Consider the following 19831-nt stretch of genomic DNA (forward strand, 5'->3'; position numbering starts at 1 on the left):
GACATGATAGATAAATTTATAATGAATCTTTTAATAACTCTAAGTACAAATCATAAGTCCTCTTTACCATTTTTTCAGAAGTAAATTCAGAGATAGCACGGTTTTTTGCATTAGAGCCCAATGAATCTCTAAGACTTTTATCACTAATTAGTTTATTGATCGAATCTGCCAATGCTTTTGAATTTTTAGGAGGAACAACTAAACCGGTTTTCCTATGTTGATTAATGAATGTAGTACCGGTTGCAAGATTTGTACATATAACAGGTTTTCCACACGCCATCGCTTCAATTTGCACAAGACCATAAGCTTCTGTTTTGTTAATAGATGGGAGAACAAATAAATCACAAGATTTATAATAATGCTGTAATGTTTTATCATCCACTTCAGGAATTATACTTATTCTTGAATTTAATTTAAGTATTGAAATCCTGTTCAATAGATTTTTTTCTAATGGACCAGAACCGATAATTATAAGTGAAGCGTTGCTCACATATTGCATTGCTTCTATTAAATACTCAACCCCTTTATATATTACTAATCTGCCAACAAATAATATTATTTTGTTGTTATAATTTAGAGTTGGGTTTTCTGAAAAGTAATTTATCTCGACGCCCGAATTAGCCCATCCCAAATTAATGCCGTGAGGAATAACAACACATTTATCTTTATAAGAAGGAAGAAAATCTGAGTTTTCAACTAGGTTTGGATTGCTTACTGTTATTTTATCTACACTTTTTAGAAATCTATGAATATATTTCCCGTAAATTGGGAGTGCCCATTTTTGTCGAGTTATATCGCAGTGCCAAGATGTTATAATCTTGGAAAAATTTTTTTTAAGTTGCGGAAAAAATTCTAAAGTAAGATCAGCCAATGGAAATGGTTGATGAATATGGAGTATATCACCTTTAAGTTTTAGTAAAGCTTGAAAATAACCCGGACTTATTGGAAGTGATGAAAAAAATCCAAGGGTGGCCATATAACTGACATTAACACCATTTATTGTTTTATCAATTTTTTTAAAATAACGAGTATGATTGCAAGCAAGAACATCAACATTGGCTCCGTAATCTTTCACAAAGCCTTCAGAAAGTGTTCTAATAGTTGTCTCAATTCCACCAACTTTGGGATAATATGCTTTATTTGTTTGAACAATTTTCATATAAAAATTACAAATTTTTGTTTTCCTGTTGTAAACTATTAAAAGTGCTGATCAACCTATTCAAATGATTTTCAGGAGTAAATTTTTTTGCTTGTTCAATTGCTTTTGATTTCATCGAAGAATAATATTTTTTATCCTCAAGTAATTTCTCAATAGAATTCGCAAAGAATTCATAATCGGTAGCCTCACCCATAATTCCGCCTTCACCAACCACTTCGGGTAAGGAAGAATTATTTGATGTAACCACCGGGATACCGCATTTCATAGCCTCAAGTGGTGGCAAACCAAACCCTTCATAATGCGTAGGGAAAAAGAATATCGTTGAAAGATTATATAATAACACTAACTCTGTATCATTAATATTTTTTAAATGTATAATTCGATTTTTTCTTTTTTCTAATTCAGAAATTATTTTATTAAATCCAAAACCTTCGCGCCCTACAAGGACAAACTTTAAATCAACTCCTCTAAGTTCTAAAATATCAGATACTCTAATAATTGCTTGTATATTCTTCCTTTCTTCGAGAACACTAACAAACAAAACAAATTTTTCTGGTAAATTAAATTTTTTTAAGATATCATTCTGCAAGTTTTCAGAAATACTTAAAGGTTTGTATTTATCATCACCCCACAAATACAATACTTGAATCTTCTCAGCATTTATATGATAATATTTGATAATATCATTCAGTGCTGATTTAGAGATAGTTATAACTGCGTCACTCCTGCGGATAGAAGGTGGCACAAAATAATCTAAATATTTTCTATAATGGAATGTATAATATTCTTTACATACTTTCGTCAGAGAATCTGCAACTACTATTACGTTTTTCCAGTCACGTTTTACCAAAGGAACAAAGATGTAAGGAGTAAAGAAAATATCAATGTTGTACATGTGAATTAATTTTGGAAGAGTAAAATTTATCCAGTAGTGTTCAAATAATTGCCGTGGAATGCGATTTTTTTTTATTGAAATATATGTGTAGAAATTATTTTCTTGAGGTATATCTTCGTACTGAAAGACATAGTACTTATTTACTAAATCATATTCTGGAAGGAATTTGATAAGATTTGCTAAATAACTCGCAATTCCTCTTATCGGTGTGCTTAACAATCGTGCATCAATTCCTATATTCATTTTATTTCTTGTTCCATTTATCGACCATAAATTCTTAAATCAAATTAAATGTAAAATCTTATTAAACAGTATTTGGATAAAAATAATTACTTTACCTCTGATACAAGATTTCTAATAGGTAAAAAACTATAATCTTTTAACAATTTAGTAAACTTAGATTCTGTCTTATTTAAATTTGTGTAATGTCTAAACTTATATTGTAAACTTATATCTTTAACTCTGGGTTGATCCGGATCAAATTCCCATGGATGAATGTAAAAAATATATATTCCTTTGTCTTTTAAGATTTTATTAATTCCACTTTTAAAGACTATGTAAGGTATAAACCTAAAGTAAAATCCACCAGACCAAGGTAATTTATTACCTGCGAAATTTATATTGGATAACATCACTTCGTACAAGCCATTCTTTAATTCAAATATTGGTTTTTTTGAAACATCATAGTCTTTTAGTTTTCCATAACGATTATGGGCAACAGTTAAAAACAGACTTGAATCATATTTAAATCCCAAGGAAATTAAAACATCGATTGCCCAATCAGTTATTGAAAAGTTCGGTGCTCTATATCCAATTATTTGCTCCCCAATAATATTCTCTAAAATACTTTTAGTTTTAAATACATCTTCCTGGAATTTCTTAGGAGATAAAGAATAAACTAATTCGTGGTTATACCCATGGCAGGCCACTTCGTGGCCTTGTTTATGAATTTTTTTAACAAGCTGAGGAAATCTTTCTGCTATCCAGCCAAGAATAAAAAATGTTGCAAACGAATTATTTTTATTCAACAATTCAAGAATGACATCGACATTTTTTTCAACTCTTGATAACCTACCATCCCAAGAGTCCCTACTAATAGCCTGTTTTAGATTATCAACTTGAAACCAATCCTCAACATCAACACTTAAAAAAGTATTCATCTTAGTCGATAACCTTTTGTTCGAAATCTTTTAACATCATCTTTTGTTGGAAATGTATTATATGTTGCATATCTAGAATCATTAACTAAAAAATTAACCTCACCATTTTTTAATATTTTTATAGCCTCTAGAAATACATTAACACTTAGCTTTTTAGTTCTTCTTATTAATGAATCTAAAGATTCTTTCGGATCAAGATCAAAATGTTGTTGGAATAGAATTTCACCATCATCTAATTCTTTATTCATTTTATGAATCGTGACAGCACTTATCGGATCATTCTCAAAATTAAGTAATGACCAGAAATTTGGCATCATCCCTCTATTTTTAGGAAGTCTCGAAGTATGAATATTAAAACAGCCTAGTTCAGGAAGATTTAACACATCATCTTTAAATATCTGGCTTGCGGCAATTGAAAAAATTATATCTAAATTAAACGATCTTAAAAAATCTAACGATTCTTTACTATTGATGTTTTTTAATTCAAAGATTTTAATTTTTTTCTTCAATAATATATGCTTCACCGAAAAAAAACCGGGGAAATTACCACTAAACAATTTAACTGAAACTAGATTAAATATCTTATAGACAACATATTTAATACCTAGACTTAAAAAATTCCAGAAACCATAAAAATTAAACATTTGTTTAATCAGCTTTTTCATGGATTTCTTTCCAAGTGGTGGCTGAATGATTACACCAACTAATTCAAATTTTTCAGTTAGACTATGTTTAAAAAGTTCTTTGAAAAATATTGATACATAAAAAGGATCATCTTGTGTAACTAAAAGAATCTTTAACATTTAAGTTTCCATCTTTAAAAAGATTTTTGGATTGGTTCCACCCATATTACCTTTGAAAAAATCATAATACGCCATAGTTACTACTCGAATATTGCTAAATTTTCTTTGCATTGCCCAAACAAAACTCTTAAATAGCATAGATATTGTGATATAAAAAAAAGTTATTATAAAAAAATATTTGAAATTTTTCTTTGCAAAATACAACCGATTTCTTGTAACATAATACAGTGGCAATTGAGTTAAATTTTCCCTAGATGAGTTACTTACTTTATGATAGATTTTGCATTTACTTGAAAAGATAATTTTATAACCAGCATTAGCTGTCCTATAACATAAATCAACATCTTCTACATATAAGAAAAATTATCATCAAAAAATCCAATGTTTTCAAATACTTCTTTTTTTATTAACATACAACATCCAGAAACAAAACTCACAGATATATCTTTGTTCACTGAACCACTGTCATATTTATCAGAGTATGCAAATCCGGAACCTCGAATTCAACTAATTTTGCCTCCAGCACTCCATATTTTTTTGGGCTCATTAAAATAATTAATCTGAGGCGCAACAATTCCAACATTAATCTCTTCTTCAAATACTTTTAATAAGGGATTCAAAAAATTTGGTTCAACTATAGTATCGTTATTTAATAAAAGTAAATAATCTGCCCCACAGTCAAGAGCATACTTAATTCCTAGGTTATTCCCACCGGAAAATCCCAAGTTTTTTTCACTTCTTATTAAAGTGGCCTTAGATTTTAGCGAGATAACTTTTTCGTATTCATTTTTATCTGATCCATTGTCTACCAATAAAATTTCATAGTTAGGATAACTTATTTTAAGAATAGAATTTATACATTCATTCGTATCGTTATACCCATTCCAGTTTATAATTATTATAAAAACTAAGGAATGAAAATCAGCATTAATATTATTTCTGTCTAAATTCATATTTTAAGATTTACACTCCTTAAATATCTCTTTTGGGTATTGCCTGTTTGAACGATTAATAAGTTTTCAATATGAGCTACTTTATTATTTATATTATTAACATTAATCATTCTAAAGAATACTTATAATTTTCTGCTTCATTATCCTTATTAGTTTTAAGCAAATTAAGATTGAAAGATGTGCCTACAATTGCCCAAAATATTATTGAGAATTGGAATCCTTCAAAATTTGGCTCTACTAATGAGTGGAAATAACCCCCTGCTATGGCAGAAAAAAAAGCCCATCGCAATAATTTTAGTGAATGATCTTCTTCGCTTCGGTATTCTTTAAAGACTTTTATAATAACTACCACTAATATTGAAAAAAAGAAAATTCCACCAACCAATCCTGTTTCACCTAGCATACCTAATATTATATTATGAGCAGATGATGAAGCATCTTTTGCTAAAATAAATTTTGCATAAAAACTCAAATTCCCAAAACCTACTCCAGCAATTGGATTATTTAGAAAGGCATTCCAAGTATCCTTATAAAAATTTAATCGTGAGTACACAGAACCGGCAGTTTCAAGACTGGACATTCCTTCTGCGATGACATAAGTAAGAGGGTTAAGAAGAATAATTGTCACAATAATTATTAAAACTGTAATGAAAGGGATTAATGATCTTGCTTTAAGCGTGCGAACGAATAACAAGCTTAATGCAAGGAATAAAGCTAAAAGCCCACCTCTTGATAATGTAATAATAATTGCGAAAAACATAAAAACAAGAGCAACAGCCAAAAATATTTTTAAGTTTTTAGATTTGGTATAAAACAAATATCCAAGTGTAAGCGGTATTATCAAAACAAAGAATGAAGCTAAATAATTTGATCTGCCCCAACTAACTGAAAACAAATTTTTCTTAAAGTAAAGACCAACAACACCCGATGAAAAGCCGCCTAACTGCATTAAAATATTAAACTCAATGAGTGCTAATATTAAGCCCCAAATAATTACACCTATAATTAATGATTTTAATTGAGTTTTATTCTGTATCAAATAGTACACTAATACTAGGCTAAAAAATCCTGCAAAGTAGTTTTTCCAGAAGACCAAAATTCTTAGTTTCTCAAGTACTACAAATAACCCAATAGGCAGTGTCCAGACAAAAAAGGTATCCAAATTAAGATTATTAATGGAATCTTGATATCGTTATTTAAGTTTAGTAAAAACTTAATTGTAAAAAGGGCTAAGAAAAGACCTAAAAATATTTCTTCAATGAATAAGGTGGGACCCCTAGACATATCTTTAAATGGTATGATCGCATCTACTAATATTGAAAAAATTAATATGTGAACTGCGATTATTGGTAATTTGAAAATTAAATATATTAATGGGAATAAGAGGATAATAGAAAACAAAGCTAAAAAAGGGATCAGTTCCAACATAGCAAAAACTATCAAAAGAGATAATTCTAAAAGTAGCAAATACCTCAGCTTATATAATTCAGAAAGAAGCATTATTCTTTTATCTAAGAAGATTTCTTTGATTTAAAAGTAAATTTTAGCGGGTCAATAATTTCTGCCCTAATTTTTCTAAATCTCACATCATCAGATTGAATTGATTTGTAAGATTCCTTAATAAGAACATAACCCAACGAAAAGAAAAATGAAATTAAAAAAGCACCAAAGACAATTAAAGAACGTTTGGGAGAAGATTTTTTCTCTGGAGAAATGGCTTTATCAACAACTAAAACCACTGGCAGATTTTTCTGTTCTTCAATTTTAGCTTGCTCATAAATTGGGTAAATAAATTCTAATAATTTATTCTGAATTTCATAATCTCTCATTAATCTAATATAAAGAATACCGGTCTCAGGAACATTTTCAAAAGGAATAAATAAGTTTAACGATGATCTTAAATTTTCATTTTCTCCAAATTTCATACTACTTAATCTTTTATTTATTTCTTTTACTTTAAGATCCGCTTGCAACACGAGTGGATTATCATCTCCAAAATTCATTTTCAATAAGTCTCTTTCAATCTTTGCCACCTCTGCTTTGGCTTGTATTTCAGCTGCTACAGTTATTGCAGCCTTCATCTGCTCTTTCATTTCCAATACGTTATACTTCTTACTAAAATTTTTCAAGCTGTCTTCAAGGATTACAATATCACTTTGAACCTGCAAAAATCTTTTTTCTATAAATTCACGATTATTACGTGATTCTGTAACATTTAGCTCTAGACTAATTTCATTTAAAATTTGAACATAAAAGTTCGCCATTTCGGCAGCCCTTTTAGGTAATTCGTCAGTTACCGAGACTACGATATTACCCTCGTCTTCTATATTAAAACTAACATTATTTTCTAATGCCTTTATTACATCTTCATATGGTTTATCATTATCAATTTCATATATTTCGCGTAAATTAAATTTTTTGATTACCTTTTCTGATGCTGTTCTACTCTGAAGAATGACGAGATAGTTATAAGCCTCATCTGAAACAGTTCCCAACCTTCCGCCCAAAGTCTTTGATAGATCCTTAATTGTGCTTGAAAATCCTGCTATATCACCAAAAAGCCCACCCTTTTTCTTTGGTGAAATGAAGGAGGCTGTAGCAGTATATCTATTTGGAATCATCAAACTAATTATTACTGCAGCAATGGTTATTATTAAAACATTAATAAAAATAATTTTCCGATATTTGACAAGAATTATTAATAAATCTTCGATTTTTTTAGATTTTACTTCAGCTGGGTTATTAGCCATCTTTAATCCATTAATTTGATTTTAATTTAGAATAGTACAAAGTTAATATTTTTAGTTAAGATATGACAATGCCTTTAGAATTGGATACTGCATATTATTAAATAATACAAAAATAAACTGAGGTCGATAAAAATCTAAAATACCCTAATATGCTTTTTGCAATGCGAAATCTGGGAACTAAATCTTGTTACTGTTTATGGATATAATATAGTCTTTCCATTTAATCTTGATACTCAGAAGGCTTTATTGAATAAGATGAGTTTACCCTATAATTTTAATCGATTTGAATTACAAAAGTTGTACTTCCCACATCCTTCAGAACGATGATATTTAAATCGTTTATTTTAATTTTGAAAACAACCCATCAATCAAATCTTCATTGATATTTCCATATAACATAGCCAGATTCTCTATAATGAAAGATTGATTTATTTTGGAAAGGTCTAGATTCAATAATTTTTTTATAATATTTTCTTCAAATCTATATTTTATGACATTTGCTGGATTACCGGCAACGATTGCATAAGGGGGTACATCTTTCGTAACCACACTTCCCGCGGCAATAATTGCCCCCTGATTAATGGTAACCCCTGATAATATTATAGCACTCATCCCAATCCATACATCATTGTGAATTTTAATTGGTCCCTTACTGGTCGCTTCAAACTTCTCATGCTTGAAGACCACTTTGAATGGAAATGTAGTTAATGATTTATACCCATGATTCCCACCAAGAATGAATTGGACACCTTCAGCAATAGATACAAAATCACCAATCTTTAGAAACTCATTCTCTGCACCCCAGTAATGTATATTTAATGGGCCATAAGTAAATTTTCCGACCTCAACTTTATTAATAGGGAATAAGCTACCTGCTGAGGTTCTATTAATTTTATTTTTATTTCTCCATTTTATTTTAAAAAATGCAAGTTTGATCGTTTTTTTTAGATTGAACAACATGATGATAATTAAATTAATATTTTAAGTTTTCTTAAGTATATATATTCTATAATAAAAATAACGCTTTCTGTTAAAAACCATACTATTGGAACAGCAATGTATCCAAAAAAGTTGATAGCAAAAAATAGAATAACTATGTGGAGTAAACCGCAAATTAAAACTATCTTAGCAAAAACTTCTTTGTAACCAAAGTTTACCAATCCTTGAATACCAAGAATGTAATTACCCCAGCTTGACAAAATGACCCAGGAAAGTAAACTCAAGATTATTATGCTCTTATTGTAATCCGGCCCAAGTAATATTTTGGTTATTATAGAAGAAAAAATTGATAAAAATAAAGAAATAAATAATGTAACAAGCAGAGTAATTTTAAAGAGCCTATTGAATAAGCTAATGGCTTTTCACGGTTATCAATTATGAGTTTTGAAAAATATGGGAAGAGTGCTTGGAAAAGCGGCATCCCCAACTGTTGAAAAGCAATAAAAATTCTCTCCGCAGCTGAATAATACCCAACTACCTGATTATTAGTTAAGAAACCAAGTAATACACTGTTACTTGTTGTATATAAATTAATTGAAATATTTGAAACAAAAACATGCCAACCCTCAATAAACTGATGCTTTATTTCAGAAAAAGCTGGCAATTCAAATTTAAGATTAAAAAAACGTAGAGAAACAATTAATGAAAACACACCCGAAAATATCAATCCTAAAGAAGTTAGGAGTGGCAAAATAAGATAGTCGTCTTGAGTTTTTATAAAAATAAAAACAGAAATTGTAAAGAAAAGCTTTGATAAAACATTAAACAATGTAACAAACTTCATATTTTCAATACCTTGAAAAAACCATTGGGGAAACATGATCCATCCAAGTATTGATAATGATGTTAAATAATACACCATTTTATCAGAACTAAATTTATCAAAGTAATTGACCACAAAAACAATTATTAACAAAGATATAATTGCGAGTAAAGCCTTAATAATAAAAACTGAATAAAAAATCTTAGAAACCTTTTTTATATCATCTCTATAAATTGAGATTTCTCTAGTTGCTGATAGGTTAAACCCAAAATCCGTTATAAGCATAAAATATCTTATAAATGCCAGGGCAAATGCAATCAATCCAAATTTTCTGGGCCAAGAACACGAACTAAATAAGGTAAAGTTATTAGTGGGAGCAGGTAAGTTGCAATTTGTAAAAAGGTGAGAGATAAAAAGTTCTCTAATACAGTCTTTTTTTCTTTTTGCTGAATTATTTTTCTGAACTTTTTTAATAACAAATTTTATTAACTCTTAAACAATTCTCAAAATAGAATATAAAGACTTAGCTCTAACATAATTTTTTTTTGGAAGCTGAACAATACTAATTTTTAAAATTTTCAAAGAGATTTCACTTTTAGTTTTTTAATCTTGACGTTTTTAAAGTGACCTATTGTTATAAATAATAATATTTCTAGCTTATTAAATATTTATTAAGATATTAAATAATTAATTACTTAGTTAAGACTACTGAGTACTCATTTTAATAATATCATCTTTTTAGTTTCAATAAAATTACCGGCCTGTAGACGATAAAAGTAAATACCTGAGCTTAAATTATTAGTTGTAAATTCTACATTATAACTTCCTGAAGGTTTTTCTTCATTAACTAGTGTTGCAACTTCATTTCCTAAAATATCATAAATTTTTAATCTTACATTACAAGCAATTGGTAATTGATAGCTAATTGTTGTATTAGGATTAAACGGATTTGGATGGTTCTGATATAATTTAAATGTTATTGGTAGCGGCAACGTTGTGAATGACCATATTTCGGACCAACCTTCATTGCCATCTGACAATGTTGGTTGTACTTTCCAAAAATACTTTCGGTAGCTTTTTAGATTTTCCAAAACCTTTAGAGTATCTTCAACATTATAGCTAAATGACGAGTCTGTAAAAGTTGAATCGAGTGAAACTTGAACTAAATATGATATAGCATTAGTAGCTCTTTTCCATAAAAGTTTTACAGTGGTAGGAATATTTATTGAATTGTTTTCCGGTGCTAATAAAATGTCAGGATAATCAGTTGTAGTAAATTTCCAAACTGGCGACCAATTTTCGTAACCTGAGGAAAGGATGCTTTTTACTCTCCAAAAATACTGTGTAGCATAATTAAGCGAATTAGCTTTGTATGATGTGTCAGTTAAATTTGTAAACGACTGTGTGGAACCACTAAAGGATGAGTTTGTAGAAACTTGTAATTCGTAACGTAAAACATTTGGAACACTGCTCCATTTAAATTCAATCGGTAATAACAATGCAGTTGAATTGTTAGGTGGAGATAATAAATTATACTGATAATCAATTGTTGTAAAATTCCAAGCTAAAGACCAATTTTCATATCCCGAAGAAAGTACTGTTTTTACTCTCCAATAATACTTTGTAGCATTCTTAAGAGAACATTATAGGTATAGAGTGTCGGTTAAATTTTTCAAGCTTAAAACTAATGATTAAAAGGATATGTCTTTAGAAACTTGTAATTCGTAACGCAATAAATTTGGAACACTACTCCATTTTAAATTGAATCGGCAAAAACAATTCAGTTGAATTTTTGTGGGATATATAGGTTTTGAAAAAAATTAGATTCACCACCATTTGTTGTTTTAAGAATTATTCCACTATCCCCTATAACTATTCCATTATTTAAATCTAAAAAATAAAGGTCATTTAATTTTTTAGTTGTATTACTAATTTGTTTTACCCAATAATTTCCTCCACTATTCGTCCTATAAATTGCTCCAGGTTTTGCATTACCCAGATAAAATTGATCATTTCCGACAGCATACCCATTATTTTCATCAAGCATGAAAATACTCCTACATAAAGGAAGCGTTGAATTTACGTTTACCCAACTTGTACCACCATTTAAAGTCTTGTAAATGTAAGCCCTATACTGCGAAGTCATTCCTCCATTAGCTAAAAGGAAACCGGTAGTTGGAATTAATAAATTGCATCTTGTTATATCCATAACTAACTACTTGAACCTCCACCACTTAGTCTAAAAAACCAGGTTATCCCTCCATCAGTTGATTGGTAGATAATTGCAAAACTGGTCCATATCCAACAGCAACTATATTATTTTCATCCAAATAATAGATATCCAGTAAACGGATGAAATATCCATTATTATCTACTTTTGATAAATAACTCCAGCTTAATCCTCCATCTGTTGTCTTATATATATTTGCTGTATCACTATTAGTTGATTGAATTGCAATTCCATTTTGCAAATCAAGGAATGATATAGCAGCAAATGAATATTTTATACTATCACTTAAATTTAACCAACTAATTCCACCATCTGCGGTTTTATAGAAAGTATTACCTCCTCCAAAAATATATCCATTAACAGAATCTAAAAATGAAATGGTTTTTAGATTGACTGTTGTCCCGATAGATTGTGAATTCCAAGTTGTTCCACCATCAGTTGTTTTAAGGAGTGTGCCAGCGTTGCCAATAATAAATCCTTTATTTGAATCGATAAAGAATATTGAGGTTAAATTTTGAACTGTACCACTTACTTGTTGTATCCAGCCTGATTGAGAAAACACCAAGAATGAATTAATAATAAAAAATAGAAAAGTAAGTGCAGCCCAATTTGAAGTGTTTTTCATATTTTTCCCTAAACAAATCTACCTTATATAAAGCAGTTCACCTGAACCAGGTGAAATTTGTAAACTAATTTTATCACTGGACGCAATCAGAATACTTTCACCATTATCTTTATCAAACTTAAATATTCTATATGGACTATTCAACGCAACAGTAATATTTGAACCTTTTCCAACATCTTTATTAACTATCATCAAATAGTTACCTCCTGACGCGGTGTTATTCATTTCTTCAAAAACCCCAATTAATAATTTAGGATCGATGTTCGATTCCTCATTATTTGTAATTTGTTTTATCAAACTATTAGATAGATTGTTCTTAAATAAAGATTGAGCAATTTCTTTTTGCTTGTTGGGATAATCTGAGGTGTGAATAACTTTAACTGATTTAAGGTGCGTTAAAATTTTTCCAATTGTTTGAATGTTCTCGTTTAGCTTTTGAATGGGAACAAATAGAGGACCGTGAAGAGAATCTGCAACATTCGGATTATCAATATTCTCTTCCAATATCCAGGATCGATAACCCTGGTCCTCATAACTTTTGAGTATTGATAGTAACCAATACCTTTTGCACCATATGCTAATGCAGAATAAACCTGAAAACTAATTTCCTCAAATGTTGGCTTTTTATAACTAAGGTGCTCGCTTGAAAGAACAACCATCCAAAATGGAATATTATACTCAAGAGATTTTTTTCTTATGATATCTAGATTGGAATAATAGTTATTTCTGAAACCACCAAATTCAGTTTTAAGTAAAGGGTAGTTATCAAAACACAAAACTCTGGGTTTAAATTTCTGAGAGGTGATAAAAGCATCGATATATTTTTCATAATCTTCAGCTGTTGGAGTGCCATCCCAATAATTTGGAAAAAGATTTACAAAATCCAGTTTTTTATTGAACGAGGAATCTGTTCTAATCTGTTCTACCATTCTATCTATATCAGCATAATCGTCATTAGGTACTAAATTAAGTGGAACACAAAGTTCTCTATTTGTACCGGGCTCATCCCAAATATTCCAACCATAAATATAATTCTGATTAAAATTTTTTAGGTATTGTTTTATTTTACTATTTGTGTCATCATTTGAATTTCTATATATAAAATCGTCCTTGCATTCATTCTCCATGATTGCAAGCCACTTTAATTTTGAATACCCCAATTTTTCAAATGCATCTTTAACTTTATATGGATCCGGCATCCAGCCCATATTACCATTAATAATAATATTTATTCCACCTTTTTCAATTATTTTGAAAGATGAGGTGAGATCCTTTGATTTACTGGGCAAATTATATCCAAAAATGGGAAACAACCCTCGTGGATCTTCCCAACCTTCATTAGCTTGAGATTCTTTTTTATCTGGCATTGAATTTTGCACTTCGAGCGGATCATATGGATTTATAATATTTGAAAACACAAAATTGTTAAAACTACTAGAATAGTTTAGACTTAAATAAAACCCGGCTAAGCCAAATAAAAACAATACTACTAATGCTAGTTTAATTTTCAATCTCTCCTCATTTATTTTTACTTCAACAAAATCATTTTTTTAGTTTCTACATAATAACCAGCTTTTAGTTGGTAGAAATAAACTCCACTTGGTAAGTTGCTTGCATTAAATTCAACTGCATAACTTCCTGCATTTCTATAGTCATCAACTAAAATTGCAACTTCATTTCCTAAAACATCATAAACTTTTAAAGTTTGCCAACCACTTACTGGTGCCTGCCAACTTATTTTTGTACTTGGGTTAAAAGGGTTTGGGTAGTTTTGTTGAAGTATAAATTTTTCAGGTAAACTTGAATTTTCTTCCTCAATGACAGTTATATCTGGTTTGGTTTTTAACAGCCAGCCGTCCGACACCATATTAGCTATATCTCGATGACCTGCGATAACATAACCATTATCACTTGTTTGCTGAACTGAAAATCCTGCTTCATCCCATTGACCACCCCAGCTTTTTGTCCAAAGAACTTCTCCCAATTCATTTGTTTTTATAAGTAGAACATCACCATTAGTTCCTGAAATAATATACCCTCCATCAACAGTTTGCTGCGCTGAATATGCATATTCATTCAGTTGAGTTCCAATACTTTTTGTCCATAATGTATCTCCAAATTCATCAGTCTTTATTAATAACACATTAGAGTTACCTGTACTGCTTGCATATATTTGACCAGCAATAATATAACCTCCATCACTCGTTGAATTAATCGAATATGCTTTGCAGTCAGTACCTGAATAACCATAAACTTTTGCCCACAACGAATCTCCATTGCTATTTGTTTTAATCAACAAAACATCGTTTGGTCCAGCACCATAAGAATTAGAATGACCAGCTAAAACATATCCTCCATCATTTGCTAGTTCAATCGAACAACCAATATCATCACCTGCTCCGCCAAATGCTCGGGTCCATAATGTATCGCCCATACTATCTGTTTCAATAAGAAAAATATTTTTTTCTGAAACACCATATGATCTTGTCTCACCAATGACAACAAATCCTCCTTCAGGAATTTCTTTTGCCTGGTATCCAACATCCCATGAAGAACCTCCTATAGACTTATCCCAAAGGATAGTGCCAATATCATTTGTTTTAATCAATTGAAGATCATAAGAACCTTCAATATTTGAATAATCAAATTTATACCCGGTAATAAAATAATTACTATCGGAGGTTTCCAGAACACAATATCCTTTCGCATCAAAGGTTAAATTGTGAAATATTTTCTTCCATTCAATCATACCTTGCACATTAAACTTAACCAAAATACAATCTATATCGACAAAGAAAGGAACAACCCAATACTCATAGCCGGTAACTATGTAACCACCGTCTAGTGTTTGTTTCACAGAACTATATCCATCTAAAGTGCCGATATAACTTTGGTTGGTCCAAAGTGTATCAACCTGGCAATAAATATGTTCATTAAATAATATTATGTCTAAGAAAATTATCAAGAATAGTCTAATTACTTTTTTCATTTTCTCTCCATTACTTCAACAAAATCATTTTTTTAGTTTCAAAATACTCACCAGCTTGCAAGCGATAGAAGTATATCCCAGATGCTGGATTCTTGATACTTGATGCTGGATTAAATTCTATTTCATAACTTCCTGCTGGTCTGTACTCATTTACTAAAGTTGCAACTTCATTTCCTAAAACATCATAAACTTTTAATGTTTGCCAACAACTAACTGGCGTTTGCCAACTTATATTTGTACTTGGGTTAAATGGGTTTGGGTAGTTTTGGTTTAATAAGTATTTATTGGGATAAATAAATGTTCTATCATCATTACTAACAATTGCTCCCTCAAAATTAATTTTAGTTTGTGTATAAATTTGATGATTACCTAAATATGTAGTTTTAAAAATTCGCTTATATAAACCTCTTTCGCTGTCAAACCATAGTGAATCCAAAAAGTCTGAGAAATTATTACAAATTTCAAATTGAATATTTGAATTAAATCTATTGATTATAATAGTCGTATTATTTGGTGCATAAACTGGAAAATCCCATATGCCAATTCTTCCCCAAGTATCAACAGAATCCCCAGATTGAGGGCTTGCAGATAATGGGTGATCATTTTCCAATAATTCAGTTAATACAAAATAAAATTTCTTATTAATCTTAAATGTTGAGTCTATTAGTGGAGTGATGATTCTTTCAGTTAAATCGATTTCTTGCTCAACAGTCCATTCAATTCTACTTACAAAGTTTACAGAATCAATTATAGTATAATTTATTCTTCCAGAATCCTGCTGAAAAGATTCGAATGAACCAACATAGTAAGTTGAATCAGTAAACAAATAGTTGTAAGTATATTTATTCCATTTAGCTAATGGGAATATATCATAAAGTGCGTTTGTCTGTGCGATGATATTCGAAGTCGTATAAAACTGAATTAGTAGAACCGAGACCAAAACTAACTTTTTCATAAAGAGCCCCTATGAAAAATAAAAATAATTTAACAGAAAGAACTAATTCTAAAATAACCGAATTATAATGAGAGTAAAGACAATAAGAGCATTTTTCATTTGTGAGCAAGCAATTATTTATTCCTGCTTATCCACCATTCCTGGTATTTCATTTCATCTTCAATTAGTTTATCAATCAGTTCATCAAATGATAGAGAGTAATTCCAATCTAATTCTTTTTTTGCCTTTTTAGGATTGCCGTAAATTACTTCAAGCTCAACAGGACGGTAAAGCGCTTTATCAAATTTTACTAGTTTCTCAGGATCAAGTCCGAGTTTTACAAAAACTTTATTAATAAACTCTTGTAAAGTGTGCGCTTCGCCTGTGCAGATTATGTAATCATTTGGTTTGGGTACGTTTAGCATCTTCCACATTACTTTTATGTATTCAGGTGCATAGCCCCAATCTCTTTGTATGGATGTATTGCCTACCCTTAGAACATCAAGAAGGTTCTTTTTAATTTTAATTGCAGATGAAATAATTTTTTTTGTAACAAAATTTTGTCTTCTAAGTACGGATTCGTGATTAAATAAAATACCGCTTGAGATAAATAAATTGTAAGCTTCGCGGTAGTTTACGCAAGTCCAGTGTGCAGCAGCTTTAGAAATTGCATAAGGACTTGCAGGATGAATAATAAAATCTTCATCAATCGGAAGTTTATCCTTAGCAACATTACCATACATTTCACTGCTGGATGATTGATAGATTTTTATATTCTTATCAACAATACGAATAGCTTCTAAAATATTTGCTACAGAGATAATGTTATACTCAAGTGTGCCGATCGGCTGTTCGAATGATAATCCGACAGAACTTTGTGCAGCAAGATTGTAGAATTCATCAGGTTTATATTTTTCTAATAAGCGGATAATATTGGAGAGATCAAAAACGTTTGCTTCAACTAATTGAACATCGTTTTCAACTCCAAGAAAACTTAATCCATTTGAATTTCCGGATTGCAGGTTTCTGGTTATTCCAATTACTTTATAATCTTTTTCTAAAAGATACTTACTTAAATAAGCTCCGTCTTGTCCTGTAATTCCGGTTATCAATGCTGTTTTCATATTTATTTTTGAAATTAATCTGTAAGTGATGAATTAATTCTTCTCAAATTTACAATATCTTTTTAAGATTAAATAGTTGATAAAACGGATTACTTGTTGAAAGACTATTGAAAACTAAAACTATAACGTCATCCTGAATTTATTTCAGTATCAAATTATTAGATTCCAAAATAATTCGCCAAGGCGAAAGGAATAACAACGAATGCTTTCCATTATTTAGAAGTATCGATTTATTTAGAATCTAAAAATTACTTGACATTATGTAATTTTCTGTCAATATTTGCATCAGAAATAATCAAAGGAAAAAATTTATAACCGATTTGCTACTGTTTTAATTTTCGTGCGTCTAAATATTTAATTGTTGGAAAATTAACCAGAGTAGTAAATGTACCGATTTAGGGAATTTCTCTGGTCGGTTTTTTGTTATCATTACATAAACTAATAATGGAGTGTTTTTATACGATTTGATACGTCACTTTTAGGTAACTGCAATCACTAACTTATTAGGAGGAACGCGTGATGAGAGAAATAAAAGCAAAAATCGATAATCCATTATCCGAACTTATCAGTGATGATATTTTTGATTTACTTGATTCTCACGGCTTAATCGATGATAAAGCTGTAAGAGATTATCAGATTAGGAAAAAATTTAAACAGCTTAGATCCGGAAAATTAAGTGCCGGTGATGCAATTGATGCAATTAGAGCTGAATATCCGTATTTACAGTTTGATACTATTAGAAAAATAGTATATCAAATAAGTAAATAATTTATATCACATAATACTTGACAAATAACATTTATCAAATTATTTTTCAATCGACTCTTTCAAAGGGTTCTCCCCTGCCCTTTGATATGAATGAGTCAGGCCCGGTGATTCCCCGTCACCGGGTTCTTATTTTAAACCCGGAGTATTTATGGCAGTAAAGACAAAAAGAAAAATGTAAAAACCAGTGCAAAATCTCTTCCTTCTCCTTTTAATATTTATTGGGAAAAAACAAATTACCTTTTGTTTGGATTAGGCGCCTTACTTATAATATTTGGTTTTTATTTTATGAGTCTAGGTGAATGGAATAGTTCATCATCACTTGTTGTATCGCCTATTTTACTTTTTCTTGGTTTTGTAGTTGTGATGCCTGCTTCGATTTTATATCGTAAGAAAGAAATCACTCAAACTGAAGAGTACACAAGATCAGAAAACTAATTTTTTTGTGAATCATTCCGTTCGCCGCGGCGAATTATTCCGGAATCTATTTAATATAAAAGAAGCTGAAACAATTTCAGCTTAACATATAATTTTTTTTAATTCAATTCACATTTAAAAATTGGGCAAACTAACTTTTGAACAACTAACCGATTTATTTCTTCTGCTTTCAGTAGATAGAATTGGTCCCGCTAAGATTAGAAATTTACTTGCACAATTTAAAAAATTATCAAACATCCTTTCCGCATCTTCATCCGATTTAATCGAAACCGAAGGTATTAGCAAAGAACTAGCATCACGCATTAGAAAAATCTCGTCACAAAAGGATTCCATACAAAAATTTCTTAAAAAAGAATTAACGGCTTTAGAAAAGCTCGGAGGTAGAATAATTACTGTATGGGATGAGGATTTTCCACAACTACTAAAAAAGATTTATGACCCGCCTTTGGTGCTTTATGTAATTGGTGAATTTGATGAGAAAGATAAATATTCACTTGCGGTTGTTGGTACGCGAATGCCTACTAACTACGGTAAAATCCAAACTGAAAAAATTGTTACCGATTTAGTTGAACAAAATATTACGATCGTAAGCGGCCTTGCAAGAGGTATTGATTCTGTTGCCCATTCATCAGCATTAAAAAATAATGGAAGAACAATTGCTATAATCGGTTCTGGATTGGATATAATTTATCCAGCAGAAAATAAAAAGCTGTTTAATGAGATTAAAGAAAAAGGTGTCATCATTTCGGAATTCAGTCTTGGTACGATTCCAAATGCAGAAAATTTTCCGAAGCGTAACAGAATCATTTCCGGTTTAACATTAGGTACTTTAGTAATCGAAACTGCAATAACCGGCGGTGCAATGCAAACCGCAAGATTGGCGCTTGACCAAAACCGTGAGGTGTTCGCTATTCCGGGTAATCTTGGAGTTAAGCAATCCGAAGGAACGAATATGCTGATTCAGAGAGGCGAGGCAGAGTTAATAAAATGTGCAGAAGATATTTTAATTGAACTTGAATTGAAACTTAAGCCTATTCTTGGCAAAAACATTCCTAAGCAGCAAAAAGATTTAACAATCTTTGAAGAGAAAATTTATAATTGTCTACTAAATGAACCTTTACACATAGATATACTCGCTGAGAAAACTGAATTGTCGACTTCAGACTGTCTTGTTAATTTACTTTCGTTAGAATTTAAAGGGATTGTAAAACAATTACCCGGAAAGATGTTTATGTTGATGTGAG

The 19831-nt window shown here is 30.3% G+C and carries 21 protein-coding genes; 3 read left to right on the plus strand and 18 right to left on the minus strand.

The features are described from left to right. Positions 1 to 16: 16 nt before the first annotated feature. The 18 genes from IPJ23_08710 to IPJ23_08795 all read right to left on the minus strand — a co-directional run bounded on the left by IPJ23_08710 (position 17) and on the right by IPJ23_08795 (position 17384). Positions 17 to 1159: a glycosyltransferase gene (locus tag IPJ23_08710; GenBank protein MBK7630770.1), complete on the minus strand. Its 1143-nt coding sequence runs from the start codon at positions 1157 to 1159 to the stop codon at positions 17 to 19. Between the two features lie 7 nt (positions 1160 to 1166). Next, a complete protein-coding gene (locus IPJ23_08715) occupies positions 1167 to 2297 on the minus strand; it encodes a glycosyltransferase family 4 protein (GenBank protein MBK7630771.1) in 1131 nt (376 codons plus the stop codon). A gap of 86 nt (positions 2298 to 2383) precedes the next feature. After that, positions 2384 to 3214, minus strand: coding sequence for a DUF3473 domain-containing protein (locus IPJ23_08720; protein MBK7630772.1), 831 nt, complete (start codon positions 3212 to 3214; stop codon positions 2384 to 2386). Continuing rightward, on the minus strand, positions 3211 to 4017 hold the full coding sequence (locus tag IPJ23_08725) for a formyl transferase (GenBank protein MBK7630773.1): 807 nt from the start codon (positions 4015 to 4017) through the stop codon (positions 3211 to 3213). The genes IPJ23_08720 and IPJ23_08725 overlap by 4 nt, the downstream gene beginning before the upstream one ends. A gap of 503 nt (positions 4018 to 4520) precedes the next feature. Beyond that, positions 4521 to 4970, minus strand: coding sequence for a glycosyltransferase family 2 protein (locus tag IPJ23_08730; protein MBK7630774.1), 450 nt, complete (start codon positions 4968 to 4970; stop codon positions 4521 to 4523). A gap of 106 nt (positions 4971 to 5076) precedes the next feature. Beyond that, entirely contained in the window at positions 5077 to 6132 is a 1056-nt protein-coding gene (locus tag IPJ23_08735) for an O-antigen ligase family protein (GenBank protein ID MBK7630775.1), read from the minus strand. 349 nt (positions 6133 to 6481) lie between these two features. Next, a complete protein-coding gene (locus IPJ23_08740; protein MBK7630776.1) occupies positions 6482 to 7720 on the minus strand; it encodes a hypothetical protein in 1239 nt (412 codons plus the stop codon). 339 nt (positions 7721 to 8059) lie between these two features. Continuing rightward, the gene (locus IPJ23_08745) at positions 8060 to 8680 is read right to left on the minus strand and encodes a CatB-related O-acetyltransferase (protein ID MBK7630777.1); all 621 of its coding nucleotides are present in this window, start codon (positions 8678 to 8680) and stop codon (positions 8060 to 8062) included. Between the two features lie 8 nt (positions 8681 to 8688). Next, positions 8689 to 8943: a hypothetical protein gene (locus IPJ23_08750; protein ID MBK7630778.1), complete on the minus strand. Its 255-nt coding sequence runs from the start codon at positions 8941 to 8943 to the stop codon at positions 8689 to 8691. Between the two features lie 47 nt (positions 8944 to 8990). Beyond that, positions 8991 to 9803 (minus strand): oligosaccharide flippase family protein, encoded by an 813-nt coding sequence (locus tag IPJ23_08755; protein ID MBK7630779.1) that lies wholly within the window; start codon positions 9801 to 9803, stop codon positions 8991 to 8993. 395 nt (positions 9804 to 10198) lie between these two features. Further along, positions 10199 to 10801 (minus strand): T9SS type A sorting domain-containing protein, encoded by a 603-nt coding sequence (locus tag IPJ23_08760; GenBank protein MBK7630780.1) that lies wholly within the window; start codon positions 10799 to 10801, stop codon positions 10199 to 10201. Positions 10802 to 11262: 461 nt separating this feature from the next. Then, a complete protein-coding gene (locus tag IPJ23_08765) occupies positions 11263 to 11691 on the minus strand; it encodes a hypothetical protein (GenBank protein ID MBK7630781.1) in 429 nt (142 codons plus the stop codon). A gap of 43 nt (positions 11692 to 11734) precedes the next feature. Then, a complete protein-coding gene (locus IPJ23_08770) occupies positions 11735 to 12337 on the minus strand; it encodes a hypothetical protein (GenBank protein ID MBK7630782.1) in 603 nt (200 codons plus the stop codon). A gap of 18 nt (positions 12338 to 12355) precedes the next feature. Next, complete coding sequence (locus IPJ23_08775; GenBank protein ID MBK7630783.1) at positions 12356 to 12841, minus strand: hypothetical protein; 486 nt, start codon at positions 12839 to 12841, stop codon at positions 12356 to 12358. Further along, complete coding sequence (locus tag IPJ23_08780) at positions 12766 to 13848, minus strand: hypothetical protein (protein ID MBK7630784.1); 1083 nt, start codon at positions 13846 to 13848, stop codon at positions 12766 to 12768. The genes IPJ23_08775 and IPJ23_08780 overlap by 76 nt, the downstream gene beginning before the upstream one ends. Before the next feature lie 17 nt (positions 13849 to 13865). Further along, positions 13866 to 15326, minus strand: a complete 1461-nt coding sequence (locus IPJ23_08785; GenBank protein ID MBK7630785.1) for a T9SS type A sorting domain-containing protein — start codon at positions 15324 to 15326, stop codon at positions 13866 to 13868. 10 nt (positions 15327 to 15336) lie between these two features. Next, entirely contained in the window at positions 15337 to 16281 is a 945-nt protein-coding gene (locus IPJ23_08790; protein ID MBK7630786.1) for a T9SS type A sorting domain-containing protein, read from the minus strand. A gap of 113 nt (positions 16282 to 16394) precedes the next feature. Further along, positions 16395 to 17384: a GDP-mannose 4,6-dehydratase gene (locus IPJ23_08795; protein MBK7630787.1), complete on the minus strand. Its 990-nt coding sequence runs from the start codon at positions 17382 to 17384 to the stop codon at positions 16395 to 16397. A 519-nt stretch (positions 17385 to 17903) separates the two neighbouring features. Between IPJ23_08795 and IPJ23_08800 the strand changes: the two genes are divergently transcribed. From IPJ23_08800 to dprA, 3 genes are all read left to right on the plus strand, one after another. Next, positions 17904 to 18152, plus strand: coding sequence for a hypothetical protein (locus IPJ23_08800; protein ID MBK7630788.1), 249 nt, complete (start codon positions 17904 to 17906; stop codon positions 18150 to 18152). Between the two features lie 144 nt (positions 18153 to 18296). Then, positions 18297 to 18587, plus strand: a complete 291-nt coding sequence (locus tag IPJ23_08805; GenBank protein ID MBK7630789.1) for a hypothetical protein — start codon at positions 18297 to 18299, stop codon at positions 18585 to 18587. A gap of 121 nt (positions 18588 to 18708) precedes the next feature. Then, a complete protein-coding gene (gene dprA / locus IPJ23_08810; GenBank protein ID MBK7630790.1) occupies positions 18709 to 19830 on the plus strand; it encodes a DNA-protecting protein DprA in 1122 nt (373 codons plus the stop codon). Position 19831: the final 1 nt, after the last annotated feature.

This window comes from Ignavibacteriales bacterium (genome assembly GCA_016709765.1).
Classification (GTDB): domain Bacteria; phylum Bacteroidota; class Ignavibacteria; order Ignavibacteriales; family Ignavibacteriaceae; genus IGN3.